The sequence below is a fragment of the Streptomyces sp. NK08204 genome, assembly GCF_020400585.1.
Lineage (GTDB): Bacteria > Actinomycetota > Actinomycetes > Streptomycetales > Streptomycetaceae > Streptomyces.
The window spans coordinates 14,562-30,611 of the sequence record NZ_JAINVF010000018.1 but is presented as its reverse complement, the minus strand read 5'-3'; the positions used below and the strand labels follow the sequence as shown (position 1 = coordinate 30,611).

Genomic DNA, 16,050 nt, shown 5'->3' with positions numbered 1-16,050 from the left:
AAGAGACCTACAAGTTACGGTGGGTGCCCGAACGGATACGCACAGCGCCCAGGAGGGGGGCGTGCGGCGCTCGGGGGAGGCGCAAGGTTGTTCGCCCATAGCGGAGGGAACCGGTGCGCGCCGCATGGAGTGTCAGTCCCTGCGGGTAAGACATGCCTAGTGGGAGGGGGCGACACGCAGAACGGGCCGTCTCACGTTCGCCATCGGCGTACTGGCGACTGGGATAACTGCCTGGCCTGCGGGAACATCGTCTCGCACCATCGGGTTGGAGCAGATGTCGGCGTTCGGGGTCAGGAGGCCAAGGACGGTGTCGGCAGTTGGAATGAGCGGTCCCCGCTTGCGGGACTAAGCTGCGGAAGGACAGGGAGGGGAAGTTCCCCCCACTGCCTGACCGCTCTGAGGAGCGATTAACGATGTTCGAGAGGTTCACCGACCGCGCGCGGCGGGTTGTCGTCCTGGCTCAGGAAGAAGCCCGGATGCTCAACCACAACTACATCGGCACCGAGCACATCCTCCTGGGTCTCATCCACGAGGGTGAAGGTGTCGCCGCTAAGGCCCTGGAGAGCCTCGGCATTTCGCTTGAGGCGGTCCGCCAGCAGGTGGAGGAGATCATCGGCCAGGGCCAGCAGGCCCCGTCCGGGCACATCCCCTTCACTCCCCGTGCCAAGAAGGTCCTGGAGCTGTCGCTCCGCGAGGCCCTTCAGCTGGGCCACAACTACATCGGCACGGAGCACATCCTGCTCGGCCTGATCCGAGAGGGCGAGGGCGTCGCCGCCCAGGTCCTGGTCAAGCTGGGCGCAGACCTCAACCGGGTGCGGCAGCAGGTCATCCAGCTGCTCTCCGGTTACCAGGGCAAGGAGACCGCCACGGCCGGCGGGCCGGCCGAGGGCACGCCCTCGACCTCCCTCGTCCTGGACCAGTTCGGCCGGAACCTCACCCAGGCGGCTCGTGAGTCCAAGCTCGACCCGGTCATCGGGCGCGAGAAGGAGATCGAGCGGGTCATGCAGGTGCTGTCCCGCCGGACCAAGAACAACCCGGTGCTGATCGGTGAGCCCGGCGTCGGCAAGACCGCCGTCGTGGAGGGCCTCGCCCAGGCCATCGTCAAGGGCGAGGTGCCCGAGACCCTCAAGGACAAGCACCTCTACACCCTCGACCTGGGCGCGCTGGTCGCCGGCTCCCGCTACCGCGGTGACTTCGAGGAGCGCCTGAAGAAGGTCCTCAAGGAGATCCGCACCCGCGGCGACATCATCCTGTTCATCGACGAGCTGCACACGCTGGTCGGTGCGGGTGCCGCCGAGGGCGCGATCGACGCCGCGTCCATCCTGAAGCCGATGCTCGCCCGCGGTGAGCTGCAGACCATCGGTGCGACCACGCTGGACGAGTACCGCAAGCACCTGGAGAAGGACGCGGCCCTGGAGCGCCGCTTCCAGCCCATCCAGGTCGCCGAGCCGTCCCTGCCGCACACGATCGAGATCCTCAAGGGCCTGCGTGACCGGTACGAGGCGCACCACCGCGTCTCCATCACCGACGAGGCCCTGGTCCAGGCCGCCACCCTGGCCGACCGCTACATCTCGGACCGCTTCCTGCCGGACAAGGCGATCGACCTGATCGACGAGGCCGGTTCCCGGATGCGCATCCGCCGGATGACCGCTCCGCCGGACCTGCGCGAGTTCGACGAGAAGATCGCCGCCGTCCGCCGGGACAAGGAGTCCGCGATCGACTCGCAGGACTTCGAGAAGGCCGCCTCCCTGCGCGACAAGGAGAAGCAGCTCCTGGCCGCCAAGGCGAAGCGGGAGAAGGAGTGGAAGGCCGGCGACATGGACGTCGTCGCCGAGGTCGACGGCGAGCTGATCGCCGAGGTCCTCGCCACGGCCACCGGCATCCCGGTCTTCAAGCTGACCGAGGAGGAGTCCTCCCGCCTGCTGCGCATGGAGGACGAGCTCCACAAGCGGGTCATCGGCCAGAACGACGCCGTCAAGGCGCTGTCGAAGGCGATCCGCCGTACGCGTGCGGGCCTGAAGGACCCGAAGCGCCCGGGTGGTTCGTTCATCTTCGCCGGCCCCTCCGGTGTCGGTAAGACGGAGCTGTCCAAGGCGCTCGCCGAGTTCCTCTTCGGCGACGAGGACGCGCTGATCTCCCTCGACATGTCGGAGTTCAGCGAGAAGCACACGGTCTCCCGTCTCTTCGGTTCCCCGCCCGGATACGTGGGCTACGAAGAGGGCGGCCAGCTGACGGAGAAGGTGCGCCGCAAGCCGTTCTCGGTCGTCCTCTTCGACGAGGTCGAGAAGGCCCACCCCGACATCTTCAACTCGCTGCTGCAGATCCTGGAGGACGGTCGCCTGACCGACTCCCAGGGCCGGGTCGTGGACTTCAAGAACACGGTCATCATCATGACGACCAACCTCGGCACCCGGGACATCTCCAAGGGCTTCAACCTGGGCTTCGCCGCCTCGGGTGACACGAAGACCAACTACGAGCGCATGAAGAACAAGGTCCAGGACGAGCTGAAGCAGCACTTCCGGCCCGAGTTCCTCAACCGCGTCGACGACGTGGTCGTCTTCCCGCAGCTGACGCAGGCGGACATCCTGCGGATCGTCGACCTGATGATCAGCAAGGTGGACGAGCGCCTGAAGGACCGGGACATGGGCATCGAACTGTCCCAGTCCGCCAAGGAACTGCTGTCCAAGAAGGGCTACGACCCGGTGCTGGGCGCGCGTCCGCTGCGCCGCACGATCCAGCGCGAGATCGAGGACAGCCTCTCCGAGAAGATCCTCTTCGGCGAGCTGCGCCCCGGTCACATCGTGGTCGTGGACACCGAGGGCGAGGGCGAGTCCCAGACCTTCACCTTCCGCGGTGAGGAGAAGTCGGCACTGCCGGACGTCCCGCCGATCGAGCAGGCGGCCGGTGGGGCTGGGCCCAACCTGAGCAAGGACGCGTAAGCCTTCGGCCCGAAGGCCGAGAAAGGGGGCCGGTGCTCTTGGCACCGGCCCCCTTTCCGTTGCTCAGCGCTCCAGGGTGACCTCCGCCTCGGGGAAGAGGCGGGCGACGTCGGAGGCGGCGTAGGAATGCCCGGGGCGGTTGGCCAGAGCGACCGAGCGCAGGCCCGGCAGCCGGGCCGCCAGCGCGGAGAGGTCCTCGTCGCCGCGCAGAAGGGGGAGCCGCAGCCATGTGATGCCGGGAAGCTCCGGCATCAGGTCGAGGGAGTGCGGAGAGAAGAGCCACGCGTTCAGATACAGGTGGGTCAGGGCCGGCATTTCGGCAACCACCCGCCAGTCGTCGGCCGTCAGCTCCGTGGTCAGCGGTCCGAGGCCGAGCGTCCGCAGACCGGTCCAGTGATCCAGCCCGCGCAGCCCCGTGTTCTCCAGTGTGTTCCCGCCGAGGAAGAGGTATTCCAGCGGAGCGTCGAGCGGCAGCGCTGAGGTGAGGCGGGGGCCCGGCAGCTCCTGGGCCAGGGAGAGGCGAGTCAGCGATGTCAGCGACCGCAGCTCCGTCACGACGGCGATGTCGGAGACGAGGAGAGTGTCGAGTGAAAGCGCGGAGAGCGGGCCCAGGTCCATGACGGGGCAGCGCGCCAGCCACAGGGACGTCAGAGACCGGAACGGCACCATGGCGCGCAGGTCGGTGAGGTGGGGATTGTCCAGTACGTTGAGCTTCTCCACCGCCTCGGGCGACGGGACGGCGGCCACGATGTCCTCGATCCGGTGCGGCCCCTGGAAGGAGAGGTCGGTCCAGGGGCGCATCCCGGCCAGGGCCATGCGTTGTCCGGCCGACGTGCATTCCAGACGAAGGTCGTCGCGGGCCAGGTGGTCCAGCACTTCGGCCGCGTACTCCTCGCTGTCGAACCGGCGCCAGGTCCCTGCCAGCTGACGTCGTACGTCCAGATCCGGATGGTCCCGGAACCGCCGCAGCACCGCCAGCGCCCCCTCCGGTTCCGTCTCTCCGAGGACCGATGCGGTGACCGTCACCCCCAGCGCCTCCTCGTCCGACAACCCCTCTGGCCCCGGCAACAGCTCCAGCACCAGCGGGCCGGCCTCCGCCAGCACCCGCGCGTCCTCCGCCGTGCGCGGTGGGATCAGCGCGCCAGCCCGCGTCTCGACCTCCGCTCGTACCCCCGGATCCAGGGCCGCCGCATGCTCCAGGGACGCCAGTGCGAGCAAGGTCAGCCGAGGAGTGTCCCGGTCCAGCAACTGCCTGAGCAGAGCCGCCCGTTCCTTCGGCCGCGCATGGGCCACCGCCATGCGGATGACGTCCTCCCACTGGGTGTCGTCGGCGTGGCTGACGAGGACGTCCAGATGCCCCTCCTCCACCGCGTACCGCGCGCCCAGATAGTCCTGGAACGTGCGGTGGACGAAGTCCACCGCCCCGGCGGCCGGTTGGCGCAGCAGGCCGCTGCGGAGCAGCAGCACCCGCAGTACGGCCGCCGCGTCCCCCTGCCCAACCGCCGACGCCACCGCGGGCAGGCAGCGCTCCACGATCCCCTCGGCGGTGCTGAGGTCCATCTCCGTACGGCCACTCAACACCAGTGCGTAAGCGAGGCGTTGCAGCAGCTCCAGCTGGACCTCCTCGCTCATCTCCACGCCGTCCACCGCACCCATGCCCCGCTCCCGGTCCCGGCGCGCGAGCAGCATCGCGAGGGCGGCGTCGTACAACTCCTTGCGTCCGGTGGGGAGATAGCCCCGGCGTTCCCGGTGCAGGGCGCAGATCAGGCCGCACATCAGGGGGTTGGTGGCGAGGCGGGCGAGGTCGCGCTTGGTGCGCAGGGAGTCCAGGAGCGGGCCCTCGTACTCCTCCGCCCGGGCCGCCGTGTGCCAGCGGTGCACGAACGTCGCCACCTCGGAGCGGCGCATCGGGGCCAGGGTCAGCTCCCGGAAGCCCTCCTCGGCCAGCCAGTCGGCGCGTACGGCCGTGGGGCGGGAGGTCAACAGCCAGTGGTTGCCGGGGTAGGCGGCGAGCAGCGCGCGCAGCCAGTCGCGGGTGCGGTGGCGGTCGGCGGCCGGGATCTCGTCCAGGCCGTCCACGAGGACCAGGCCGCGGCCCGCCGTCAGGACGCGGTCGGCCCAGCTCTCCGGCGGGGCGAGCGGGCAGCTCACCGCCTTCAGGAAGTCGGCGGGTGGCGGCAGCGGGCCCGTGCGGACCAGGGTGCGCAGGGGGAGGACGTAGGGGATGCGGTCCCCCGTGCGGGCCGCCGTGACCGCCAGCCACTGCACCAGGGTCGTCTTGCCGGAGCCGGCGTCGCCGCGCAGCAGGACGCGGGAGTCGGTGAGCAGCGCCTCCTCGGCGGGCAGCCGGCCCGCGGCGGGCGGCCGTTCGTCGGGTGCGGTGTCCGGTACGGGCTCCTCGGCCGCGGTCGCCTCCAGGCTGAGGTAGGCGACCTCGAGGGGCCAGCGGTCGGGGGAGTCGCGCAGATCGATGCCGTAGATGGTGATGTGGTTGTGCCGGTCGGCCGCGTAGGGCAGGTAGCGGCGCTCGAAGGCGGTGTCGCGGGCGTCGGGGCGCGGGACGCGGCCGATCAACTCGTCGACACGGGCGATCAGGTCCCGCTGGCTCCTGCTCTGCTCGACCAGGGTGCGGGCCACAAAGGTGGAACGGTGGCTGAAGAACTCCAGGATGTGCAGGCAGGCCCACTGCGTCGCGGAGTCGAGGAAGACGCACGCGTCGGCGGACAGGCCGTCCGGGGGCGGGGCGTGGCGGTGCAACTGCCGGGCGAGTTCGTGGCTGCCCATGCGGACGGCCTGGACGTCGTCCATGTCCAGGTCGCCCAGGGCGAGCAGCCGGCCGGCCAGGGTGTCGGTGACGGCCGTCTCCTCGTCGGCCGGGAACGGCCGCTCCCCCGGGGAGGCCACGGCCTCCGTCACCAGCCGGCTCGCGAGCTTGCGTACGTCCTTCTCGCCCAGCGTGCGCTTCTCGCCCCGGAAGGACACCAGCGCCGACAGCCGCACCGGCTTGTCGACCAGCCCGGCGCCCGGCCCGTCCGGGACGAACAGCTTCTTCACCAGCGGTCCGATCAGCCCGGACGCCAGCTTGCTGCCCAGTACGGTCGGTTCCATCGCTCCACCCCCGTGACTCCTGTGGACCGGAAGGAGCCTAGCCGGACGTCCCGGCCTGCCGTCAGGACAACTGGCCGTTGTAGTCCGGGAGCTTGAACGTCTTCTCGGCGTGGCCGCCGGACAGGTCGGTGGCGCTGTTGCCGATGTTCGCGATGATCGTGTAGCCCTTGTTCTCGATATCGACGCGCTGGGCGGTCTTGTAGGCGGCGACGTCCTTGAAGAGGTCGAACAGGCCGCGGACGTAGAGACCGGAGACGCCGTAGCCGTCGTGCTCGAGGTTGTACTCGGTGGGCCAGTAGATGATCCCCGGGCGGGCCGTGACGAAGAAGAGGGAGACTCCGTGCTCCTGGGCGTACCGGGCGACGTCCAGGACGGGTTTGTTGGCCGGCTGCGGGTAGGTGAAGCCGAAGTCGGTCTCCAGGGTCGTGTTGTCGATGTCGAAGACGATCGCCTGCTTCTCCCCGGGCCTGGCCTCGGCGATGCGCTCCTGGAGGTACGGAAGCGCCTGGTCCATGACGGCCTGGCAGTCCTTCTGCCACGTGGCGTAGTCGACCTGCGCGGCGGTGCTGTCCGTCGTGGCCGTGCCGTCGGCGGTCGCGGCCTGGGCCGGGGCGGCCACGGCGGCCAGGGCGGCCACGGAGACGGCGGTCGCGGACATGCGGAGCGTCCAGGGGCGTCGGGTCATCGGTGGGGGGTCCTCTCACGTCCGTGCACATGCCTGTTTTTGTCAGGCACATGTTCTGCAGTGATGGTGGCGCGAAGGGAACCGTAGGGTTACCGAACGGTAGGTGGACAGGGGTGTGCGTCACATTTCTCCGCGCCGGGCCGGGCGGTGATAGTGATGTGCCGCACAGGCGATTTGTCCGTTACTACCTTTGGTAGTGGCATGTGGGACGGAATGCGATAGGGCGCCACCCAGGGCAAACGCCCGTTTTGTCCGTCAATACCCCGGATCGTTTTGGTGCGACCTACTACGAGATGCCGTAGTTGGGGGGCTTTGGCTGCGGATGGGTGGCTGGGTTACCAAGAGATGGCCACCGCGGCGAACGTCTGTGCGCCGGGTGGCTCTTCTGTCCCTGAACCCCCCAGAGGTGTCCATGTTCCAGCGCTTCACGTCCCGTTCGTCCCGTACGTCCTCGCTCCGCACCCGCGTGGCCGTCCTGGCTGCCGGAATCGGTGCCACGGCCGTAGTGGGGGCCGGGGTCGCAAGCGCAGCCGCGCCGTCCGCCGCGGCCTGGGTCGACCCGGTGAAGAAGTACACGCTCTCCGCGAGCTTCGCGCAGGCCGGCAGCCACTGGATGCACAAGCACAGCGGCCAGGACTTCGCCGTGCCGACCGGCACCGAGGTCCTCGCCGCGCACGGCGGCACCGTCGTCAAGGCCGGCCCCAACGGCGCCGGTGACGGCCCCGCGTACGGCAACGCCGTCGTCATCAAGCACGGCAACCGCACCTACTCGCAGTACGCGCACCTGTCCCGGATCGACGTCAAGGTCGGCCAGGTCGTCCGGACCGGCCAGCACATCGCCCTGTCCGGCAGCACCGGCAACTCCACCGGCCCGCACCTGCACTTCGAGATCCGTACGACCCCGAACTACGGCTCCGCCGTCGACCCGGTCGCCTTCCTGCACGCCAAGGGCGTCAAGGTCTGACCCGAGGGTGTCAACGGCCCTTGCGGGCGCCCTCGTACGCTTGCGTGACGAGGTCCACGGCGACTTCGAGAACGGCCTGGCGCCGCTTCTCGGGGTCGCCTTCCATGTCCTGCATGACGAACATCCCCGCGTGCAGCGTGAAGATGGCGCTGACGAAGCGGACCTGTTCGACGAGGGGTGCCTCGGTGTCGATGATGGTGTCCCGCAGGCGGCGGACCAGATCCTTGAAGGTGTCCCCGATGCGCAGTTCGCGTACCGTCGCCTGGTTCTCCTGCATGAACCGGAAGAGCGGCTCGGCGCCCGTCAGGGCCTCGCTGTAGCGCCGGACGATCTCCTGCTTGGTCTCCAGCGTGTGCGGCTGCTGCCGGCCCCACTCGATCACGGCGTCGATCGGTACGGTCAGATCCTCGAAGAGGCTGACGACGATCTCTTCCTTGGTCTTGAAGTGGTAGTACAGAGCTGCCTTGGTGACGTCGAGGCGCTCGGCGATCTCGCGTAGCGAGGTCTTCTCGTAGCCCTGCTCGGCGAAGAGTTCGAGCGCGACGTCCTGGATGCGCTGGCGGGTGTTGCCGCGGCGCTGCTGCTTGGTGCCGTCCATGGTGACACTCATTCTCGTACTCCTTGCGCTGCCGCGGGAAATGCGCGTGAGGCCTCTCAAACTTACTTGACGCCCGGCTAGTGCCACGTCTACCGTCCCAGTGTAGTCAACTAGCCGGGCGTCAAGTAAGTGGCGCTGCGGGGGGAGTTCGAAGATGGCGGACACGCTGACGGGCGCGGCGGACGGCGCCCCCACAGTTGCGGGGCCCAAGGCCACGGGCCGGAACGCGGGCGAGAAACAGCCCAAGAGCGTGCGGGTCGTCGTGCTCGCGCTCATGATCGCGATGATGCTCGCGATGCTCGACAACATGATCGTCGGTACGGCGATGCCGACGATCGTCGGCGAACTGGGCGGCCTGGAACACCTGTCCTGGGTGGTCACCGGCTACACCCTCGCCACCGCGGCCTCCACCCCGCTCTGGGGCAAGATCGGCGACATGTACGGGCGCAAGGGCGCCTTCCTCAGCTCCATCGTGCTCTTCCTGATCGGCTCGGCGCTGAGCGGCATGGCGCAGGACATGGGCCAGCTCATCGGCTTCCGGGCGGTGCAGGGTCTCGGCGCCGGCGGTCTGATGGTCGGCGTCATGGCGATCATCGGCGACCTGGTTCCGCCGCGTGAGCGCGGCAAGTTCCAGGGCATGATGGCCGGTGTCATGGCGCTCGCCATGATCGGCGGCCCGCTGGTCGGCGGCACCATCACCGACAACTGGGGCTGGCGCTGGGCCTTCTACATCAACCTGCCGCTCGGCGTGGTCGCGCTCGGGCTGGTCACCGTGGTGCTCCAGCTGCCGAAGAAGCGGGCCAAGGCGCGCATCGACTACCTGGGCGCGCTGCTGCTGACCCTCGGCATCACCGCGATCGTGCTGGTCACCACCTGGGGTGGCAGCGAGTACGCCTGGACCTCCGCGCGGATCATGGAGCTGATCAGCATCGGCGTGGCCGCGCTCGTCGGGTTCGTGTTCTGGCAGACCAAGGCGGTGGAGCCGGTGCTGCCGCTGCACATCTTCCGCAGCCGCAACTTCACCCTGATGTCGGTGATCGGCTTCATGACCGGCTTCGTGATGTTCGGCGCCACGCTGTTCCTGCCGCTGTACCAGCAGTCGGTGCAGGGCGCGTCCGCGACCAACTCCGGTCTGCTGCTCCTGCCGATGCTCGGCGCGATGCTCGTCACCTCGATGGTCGCCGGGCGCGTCACCACCGGCACCGGTCGCTACAAGGTGTTCCCGATCGCGGGCGGCGCGCTGATGATTCTGGGTGCGTACCTGCTGTCGCTGATGGACACCGGGACCACGCGGCTCACGTCGGGTCTGTACATGGCCGTGCTGGGCGCCGGCATGGGCTGCCTGATGCAGGTCACCATGCTGGTCGCGCAGAACAGCGTGCAGATGAAGGACATGGGCGTGGCGTCCTCCTCGGCCACCCTGTTCCGTACGCTCGGCTCGTCCTTCGGCGTGGCCATCATGGGTGCGCTGTTCAACAACCGGGTCAAGGACGTCATGACCGAGCGGGCCGGTGCGCTGGGCAAGGGCATCACCGACAAGTCGGCCCAGCTGGACGCGGCCGGCCTGGCCAAGCTGCCGGCCCAGGCGCGGGACGCCTACCAGCACGCGGTGTCCGCCGGTACGCACTCGGCGTTCCTGCTCGGCGCGGCGGTCGCGGTGACGGTGCTGATCGCGGCGCTGTTCGTGAAGGAGGTCCCGCTCAAGGGCGGACCGCAGAAGCCGGTCGAGGACGGCGCGGAGGTTCCTCCGATGCCGGTGGTCGAGGTCGCCTGATCCGGACCTCGTGAACGAGAGCCGTAGGCCCCCGGTCGGTGTCCGCCCCGGGGGCCTACGGCATGCCCCGGGGGTGGTCCGGGCGCGGCCGCTCCTCCACGACACCCGCTGCTGGCCCCGAGCACCGACGCCGGGCCCCGAGCACCGTCGCCCGCCCCTCGCACCGCCGCCGCCGTCGGCAGGCAGCCCGCCCTCGGGCCGCAGGTGCCCTGGGTCGGTGAGCTCAGTCGGTGGTGGCGGGCAGCGGCAGTATCGGGTAGCTGCCGGTGTTCGTGGGCGCGTGTTCGGGGAGCCAGAGGACGGCCACCGCGCCCTCGGCGGGGAGGTGGGCGGGGGTGCCGGCGGGGCGGATGTTGCGGAACGTGAGGCGGGCGCCGAGGACGCGGGCCTGGCCGGCTGCGATGGTCAGGCCCAGGCCGTGGCCCTGCCCGGCGCGGTCCTTGCTGCCGGTACGGAAGCGGCTCGGGCCCTCGGCCAGCAACTCGTCGGGGAAGCCGGGGCCGTGGTCGCGCACCCGGATGACCCGGCCCTCGATGGTGACCTCGACGGGCGGTCTGCCGTGCCGGGCGGCGTTGGCGAGCAGGTTGAACAGCACGCGCTCCAAGCGGCGCGGATCGGTGGTGACCTCCGATTCGTGCACCACCCGTACGGTGATGTCCGGGTCCTTCGCGGCGACGCGCCGGGAGACGAACTCGCCCAGCATGATGTCCTGCAGCTCGGCCCGTTCGGAGGCGCTGTCGAGGCGGGCCACCTCCAGGACGTCCTCGACCAGGGTGCGCATCGCCTTCGCCCGGTCCAGGACCAGTTCCGTGGGGCGGCCGGGGGGCAGCAGTTCGGCTGCCGTGAGCAGGCCCGTCACGGGGGTGCGCAGCTCGTGCGCGATGTCGGCGGTGACCCGCCGCTCGGCCTCCAGGCGCTGCTGCAGCGCGTCCGCCATGGCGTCGACCGCGCGCGCGAGATCGTCGGTCTCGTCCCGTACGACCCCGCCGATGGCGTCCCGCACCCGCACGTCGGTCTCGCCCTTGGCGACCTGGTTCGCCGCTGCCGCCGCCTTGCGCAGCCGACGGGACAACTGTCCGCCGATGAGCACACCGAGCGCGCTGCCGCCCAGCACGACCGCGATGGAGCCGATGACGAGGGCCTGGTCGAGGTCCCTCATGACGTCCGCGCTGCGGTTCGGGAAGTGGCTGTGCAGGGACAGCACATGCCCGTCCTTGGCCGGTACGGCCGCCCAGATGTCCGGGGGTGAACCGGCGTGCTCCGAGACGTCGCTGGCCCGGCGGCCTTTCTCGACCTTCTCGCGCAGCGCCGGCGGCAGCCCCGGGTCGTCGATCTTGATGCTGGGGAAGTTGGGCCGCCCGGAAAGCTCGTAGTTGCGCTGCGCGAGCTGCACCCGCTCGTTGGCCAGCTCGCGCGCGTTGTCCAGCATCGACACACGCGCCGCGTTGTGCACGACCAGGCTCAGCGCGATCGCCACCAGCCCGGCGACCAGGGCGATCGCCGCGCTGAGCTTCCATCTCAGCCCGGTGTGCAGGCCCGCGCGCTCCACGCTGCGGACCGGGTGCCGAAGGATCCTCTGCATGGCGCCGCCCCGTTCAGGCCTTCAGCTTGTAGCCGAAGCCGCGGACCGTCTCGATCCGGTCCTGGCCGATCTTCTGCCGCAGCCGCTGCACATGGACGTCGACGACCCGGGTGTCCCCGCCCCAGCCGTAGTCCCACACGCGCTCCAGCAGCTTGTCGCGGGAGAGCACGGTGCCCGGCGCGGAGGAGAACTCCAGCAGCAGCCGCATCTCGGTCGGGGTGAGCGCGACCGGCTGCCCGGCGCGGCGCACCTCCATGCCCTCGGTGTCGACCTCCAGGTCGCCGAAGGTGAGCCTGCCGCCGTTCACCGACGTACCGGACTCTTCCTGAGCGGCGGACCCGCCCGCGTGTCCGAAGCGGCGCAGCACCGCACGGATCCGGGCGACCAGGACGGCACCGTCGAACGGCTTGGTCACATAGTCGTCGGCGCCCGCCTCGAGGCCGAGCACCACGTCGATGGAGTCGGCGCGCGCGGAGAGCATGATCACCGGCACGGTGGACTCGTCGCGGATACGACGGCACAGGCTGACCCCGTCGAGGCCCGGCACCATGACGTCCAGCAGTGCGATGTCGGGGCGGTGGGCCCGGAACGCTTCCAGGCCGGACAGCCCGTCGGGCATGGCGGTCACCGCGAAGCCGACCCGCTCCAGGGCGAGCTGGGTGGCCTCGCGGATGACGTCGTCGTCCTCGACGAACAGGACGTGGGTCTGGTCTGCCATCCGGGTGCTCTCAGTCCTCATGTGCCGGTGGCCGGCGTGGCTCGTGCTCGGTGTGTGCTGGTGGTCGGTCTGTGCTCGTGGTCGGTGCGTGCCGAGGAGCGGTGTGTGCTCGTGGCCGGTGGTGCCGGTCGTCCGTCAGTTGTCCGGCGCGGGGACCGTGCTCAGACCGGCCTTGCTGTAGTCGGTGCGGTGGGCGTGCCTCTGGACGAAGTGCCCCGCTCGCGCACTCCAGTCGTAGGTGATCACGTTCTCGGTGGACGGGTTCGACATCTGGTCGTCGGTGGCGTACACCTGCATGGTCACGGTCAGCTCGGCCCCGTCTATCTCCGCGAAGACCGGGGACTCCTCGCTCTCGAACACGTTGGTGTACGTGCCGTTCTCGTCCCGGTAGACGTACGCGCCGATGCCGACCTGGTCGCTGCAGCTCAGGACGTTGACGAGGACGTCGTTCACCGGTCCGCCGGTCAGGTCGCCGTAGGTCACCTGCACCGGGTACTCGTCCTCGCCGCTGCACGGCTTCAGCTCGCGTTTGACCGCCGTGGAGACCGCCGGATCCCGCCTCAGCAGCGCCACGGCGTCCACGTGCCGGTAGGTCTCGGTGGGGCTCGGCGACGGTGAGGCGACGGCGCCCGCCACCGCCGAGGCGTGCGCCGGGCCCTCGTCCCGGGCGCCGGTGCCGCCGGTGCCGCACGCGGCGGCGAAAAGGGCGAGGGCGGCGAACACGGCCGTCGCCGCGATCACCGCCTGAGAACTGCTTCGGGCCCGGCTGGGCCCGGCCCCGGTCAGGCCGCGCAACGCTCCCGCTCCTCACGCTCCAGCGCGCGTGCGTCCAGGTCGCGGGCCTCCAGCTCCTCGCGGAGCCGGGCGAGCGCCCGGTGCAGCGTGCTCTTGACCGTACCGGCCGACATGCCGAGGGCGGCGGCGGTCTCCTCTGTGGACATCTGCTCCCAGTGTCGCAGCACCACGACGCTGCGCTGCTTCGGAGCCAGCACTTTCATGATGTCCATGAGGAGCGCGCGGTCGGCGTGCTGCTCGGTGGAGTCGGCGACCGACGCGTCGGGCAACTGCTCGGTCGGGACCTCCTCGAGCTTGCGGGCCCGCCACCACTCGGTCCGCGTGTTGATCATGACCCGGCGCAGGTAGGCGTCGGCGAGCCGCTTGTCGGCGATGCCCTCCCAACGGCCGTACGTCCGCACGAGCGCGGTCTGCAGCAGGTCCTGGGCGTCGACGGGGTCCGGGACCAGTCGCCGCGCGCTGCGCAGCAGCGCGTCCTGCCGGGTGCGGACGTATTCCTCGAACTCGAGCACCTCGCCCTGCGTCATGATCAGCCGCCTCCGTTCCCCGTGTTCTCCGGCTCATGCCTGAAGTCCTGCTGCTGTGCCGGTGGTCCGCCGGGCACGGGGAAGAAGCTACGGAGCTGTTGTCACGGCGTTGTCCGGGGCAGCCTGCGGCTGGCAATCGGCTGTCCGTCGGTTGTGTAACGGAAGTAGGTTCTGGGTAAGGGGGCCGAGGTGTATGCCCCTTTATGTCATGGTTTGTTGGCCAGGGGTGGCCAGAGCCGTTCCGTAACAAGGGTGTGTGCGCCATGACTTGGCGGTGTGTCAGTCAGCCGGGTGAGCCGGGTGGGCCGGTCAGGTCAAGTCAGGTCGGGTCAGATCCGGTCCGCTCAGCGGCAGTCGGTAGCGTCTGCCCGGCAGCGGCTCCACCAGACCGTCCGTCACCAGTCCGTCGAGCGCGCGGGCACGCTGGACCGGCTCGTGCCAGACCCGGTCCAGTACCGCTTGAGGCACCGGCGCGTGCGCCTCCCGCAGTACGGCGAGCAGCTTGCCGCGCACCTGACGGTCGGTACCGGCGTACGTCTGCCCCCGGCGTGGCGGCCCCTCGTGCTCCGGTTTGCCGGCCAGTCGCCAGGCGCACTGCGCGGCGATCGGGCACCGCGAACACTCCTCGTTCTTCGCCGTGCACACCAGCGCGCCCAGCTCCATGGAGGCCGCGGCCCAGCGGGCGGCCGTCCCCGCGTCCTGCGGCAGCAGCTCGCGGGCGAGCCTGCGCTCGGCGGCCGTGGTCGCGTTCGGCGGGTACTGCACCCCGGTCACCGCCCGTGCGAAGACCCGGCGGACGTTCGTGTCCAGCACCGGGTGCCGCTGCCCGTAGGCGAACGAGGCCACCGCGGCGGCCGTGTACTCGCCGATGCCGGGCAGCGCCAGCAGCTGTGCGTGGTCCGTCGGTACGTCCCCGCCATGCCGTTCCGTTATGGCCGCCGCGGCACCGTGCAGGCGCAGCGCGCGGCGCGGATAGCCGAGCCGGCCCCAGGCGCGGATCGCCTCGCCGGGGGCCTCCTTCGCGAGGTCGGCGGGGCGCGGCCAGCGGGACAGCCACTGCTCGTAGACGGGCAGGACTCGGTTGACCGGGGTCTGCTGGAGCATGAACTCGCTGACCATCACCCCCCACGGGCCCGCCTCCGGGCGGCGCCAGGGGAGGTCGCGGGCGTGGGCGTCGAACCAGGCGATCACGGGGGCGTGGAGCTTCTCAGTCATGGCCTTCCGATCCTGCCACGACTCGGCCGGGCCCGGGCCGGTGGCGGCGCGGCGGCGCGGCGGCTTGGCGGCGTGGCGATGTGGTGGCGCGGTGGTGTGCGGTGTGACGCTCAGGATGCGGCGACTGAATGCTCACCGCTCGTGACGATGGGTGAAGGCGCCTGGCTCTGGCGACAGTTGCCGGGATGATGATCCGGAAAAGTTGGAGTTCGCGCGGCGGGTGGGGCAAGACAGCGCGCCGATCTCTCGTACAGTTTGCGCCGTGGGATCTCTGCGCAATCCGGTCGGGCCGCTTCCCTCCTCCATCTACTGGCGAAGGAGGGCCCTCATGCTGTCGGTGGTCGTCGTGTTGGCGCTGCTGACCACCTGGATCGTCACGTCCGGCGGCGGGAGCGGCAAGAAGAACGCCGGCGGTTCCAATGGCAAGAACCCGGCACCCACGATCACCCCGGGCCCGTCCGCCTCCGGGCCCGCCATCAGTCAACACCCCGGCGGGCGCGACGAGTCGGGCCACTCCGGTGGGTCCGGCGCGGGTGACGGCTCCGACTCCGGCGCCGGTTCCGGCGACACCGGCTCGGGTGGCTCCGACGGCGCCTCGGACGGCGGCTCCGGCTCCGGCGGCGGCAGCGTCGGTACGGGCGACGCCCTGCCCGCATCCACCACACTGCCCGACTGCACCGCCGGAGCGGTCACATTGGGGCTGCGCAGCCTGCACAACTCCTACTCGCCGGACCAGACACCGACGTTCCAACTCACCGCGAAGAACGCGTCGTCCGCCGACTGCAAGGTCGATCTCGGGCCCAGGAACGCGGTGTTGACGATCACCCCGGCGGGTGACGACGTGTTCTGGTCGTCGGCCGACTGCCCGAAGGGGCCCGGAAGCCTGGTGTTCCGGGTGCCGGCGGGCAAGGGCATCACCTACACCGTGACGTGGGACCGCAAGCCGAGCGCTCCGCATTGTGCGACGCCGTCCGGGGGTGCGGCGAAGACGGGGACGACGTATCTGCTGGAGGCGAAGACGCCGGGGTTCACGAAGGCCCAGGCGTCGTTCGTGCTGTCGGCGGACTAGCGGACAAAGGGCCTTCGGCCGACGCGGAGTTGGCAGGGGTGCGGGGAGCCGAGCTAGCGGCTTCCTAGGGCCCGCG

12 protein-coding genes are annotated in these 16,050 nt (G+C 70.1%); 4 read left to right on the top strand and 8 right to left on the bottom strand.

The window, feature by feature from the left end:
- Window positions 1-413 precede the first annotated feature (413 nt).
- Window positions 414-2,939, top strand: a complete 2,526-nt coding sequence (locus K7G59_RS24220; protein WP_225837624.1) for an ATP-dependent Clp protease ATP-binding subunit — start codon at window positions 414-416, stop codon at window positions 2,937-2,939.
- Between the two features lie 63 nt (window positions 2,940-3,002).
- On the opposite strand, the gene K7G59_RS24215 is transcribed toward K7G59_RS24220, so the two are convergent.
- Window positions 3,003-6,047 (bottom strand): NACHT domain-containing NTPase, encoded by a 3,045-nt coding sequence (locus K7G59_RS24215; RefSeq protein WP_225837623.1) that lies wholly within the window; start codon window positions 6,045-6,047, stop codon window positions 3,003-3,005.
- 61 nt (window positions 6,048-6,108) lie between these two features.
- Window positions 6,109-6,732 carry an HAD family acid phosphatase gene (locus K7G59_RS24210; protein ID WP_225837622.1) on the bottom strand — a complete coding sequence of 208 codons (624 nt, stop codon included), beginning with the start codon at window positions 6,730-6,732 and terminating at the stop codon, window positions 6,109-6,111.
- A 412-nt stretch (window positions 6,733-7,144) separates the two neighbouring features.
- On the opposite strand from K7G59_RS24210, the gene K7G59_RS24205 reads away from it, so the two are divergent.
- Window positions 7,145-7,696: a M23 family metallopeptidase gene (locus K7G59_RS24205; protein WP_225837621.1), complete on the top strand. Its 552-nt coding sequence runs from the start codon at window positions 7,145-7,147 to the stop codon at window positions 7,694-7,696.
- A gap of 10 nt (window positions 7,697-7,706) precedes the next feature.
- On the opposite strand, the gene K7G59_RS24200 is transcribed toward K7G59_RS24205, so the two are convergent.
- Window positions 7,707-8,306 carry a TetR/AcrR family transcriptional regulator gene (locus K7G59_RS24200; RefSeq protein ID WP_225837620.1) on the bottom strand — a complete coding sequence of 200 codons (600 nt, stop codon included), beginning with the start codon at window positions 8,304-8,306 and terminating at the stop codon, window positions 7,707-7,709.
- A gap of 142 nt (window positions 8,307-8,448) precedes the next feature.
- Between K7G59_RS24200 and K7G59_RS24195 the strand changes: the two genes are divergently transcribed.
- A complete protein-coding gene (locus tag K7G59_RS24195) occupies window positions 8,449-10,068 on the top strand; it encodes an MDR family MFS transporter (RefSeq protein ID WP_263976706.1) in 1,620 nt (539 codons plus the stop codon).
- Window positions 10,069-10,291: 223 nt separating this feature from the next.
- On the opposite strand, the gene cseC is transcribed toward K7G59_RS24195, so the two are convergent.
- The 5 genes from cseC to K7G59_RS24170 all read right to left on the bottom strand — a co-directional run bounded on the left by cseC (window position 10,292) and on the right by K7G59_RS24170 (window position 14,905).
- Window positions 10,292-11,650, bottom strand: coding sequence for a two-component system sensor histidine kinase CseC (gene cseC / locus K7G59_RS24190; protein WP_225837619.1), 1,359 nt, complete (start codon window positions 11,648-11,650; stop codon window positions 10,292-10,294).
- Between the two features lie 13 nt (window positions 11,651-11,663).
- Window positions 11,664-12,368 carry a two-component system response regulator CseB gene (cseB, locus tag K7G59_RS24185; RefSeq protein WP_225837618.1) on the bottom strand — a complete coding sequence of 235 codons (705 nt, stop codon included), beginning with the start codon at window positions 12,366-12,368 and terminating at the stop codon, window positions 11,664-11,666.
- A gap of 135 nt (window positions 12,369-12,503) precedes the next feature.
- Window positions 12,504-13,163, bottom strand: a complete 660-nt coding sequence (locus tag K7G59_RS24180; protein ID WP_225837616.1) for a hypothetical protein — start codon at window positions 13,161-13,163, stop codon at window positions 12,504-12,506.
- Window positions 13,151-13,690: a SigE family RNA polymerase sigma factor gene (locus K7G59_RS24175; RefSeq protein WP_225837614.1), complete on the bottom strand. Its 540-nt coding sequence runs from the start codon at window positions 13,688-13,690 to the stop codon at window positions 13,151-13,153. Before K7G59_RS24175 ends, K7G59_RS24180 begins: the two co-directional genes overlap by 13 nt.
- A gap of 309 nt (window positions 13,691-13,999) precedes the next feature.
- Entirely contained in the window at window positions 14,000-14,905 is a 906-nt protein-coding gene (locus K7G59_RS24170) for an A/G-specific adenine glycosylase (protein WP_225837611.1), read from the bottom strand.
- Window positions 14,906-15,167: 262 nt separating this feature from the next.
- On the opposite strand from K7G59_RS24170, the gene K7G59_RS24165 reads away from it, so the two are divergent.
- Entirely contained in the window at window positions 15,168-15,974 is an 807-nt protein-coding gene (locus K7G59_RS24165; RefSeq protein ID WP_225837609.1) for a hypothetical protein, read from the top strand.
- Window positions 15,975-16,050 lie beyond the last annotated feature (76 nt).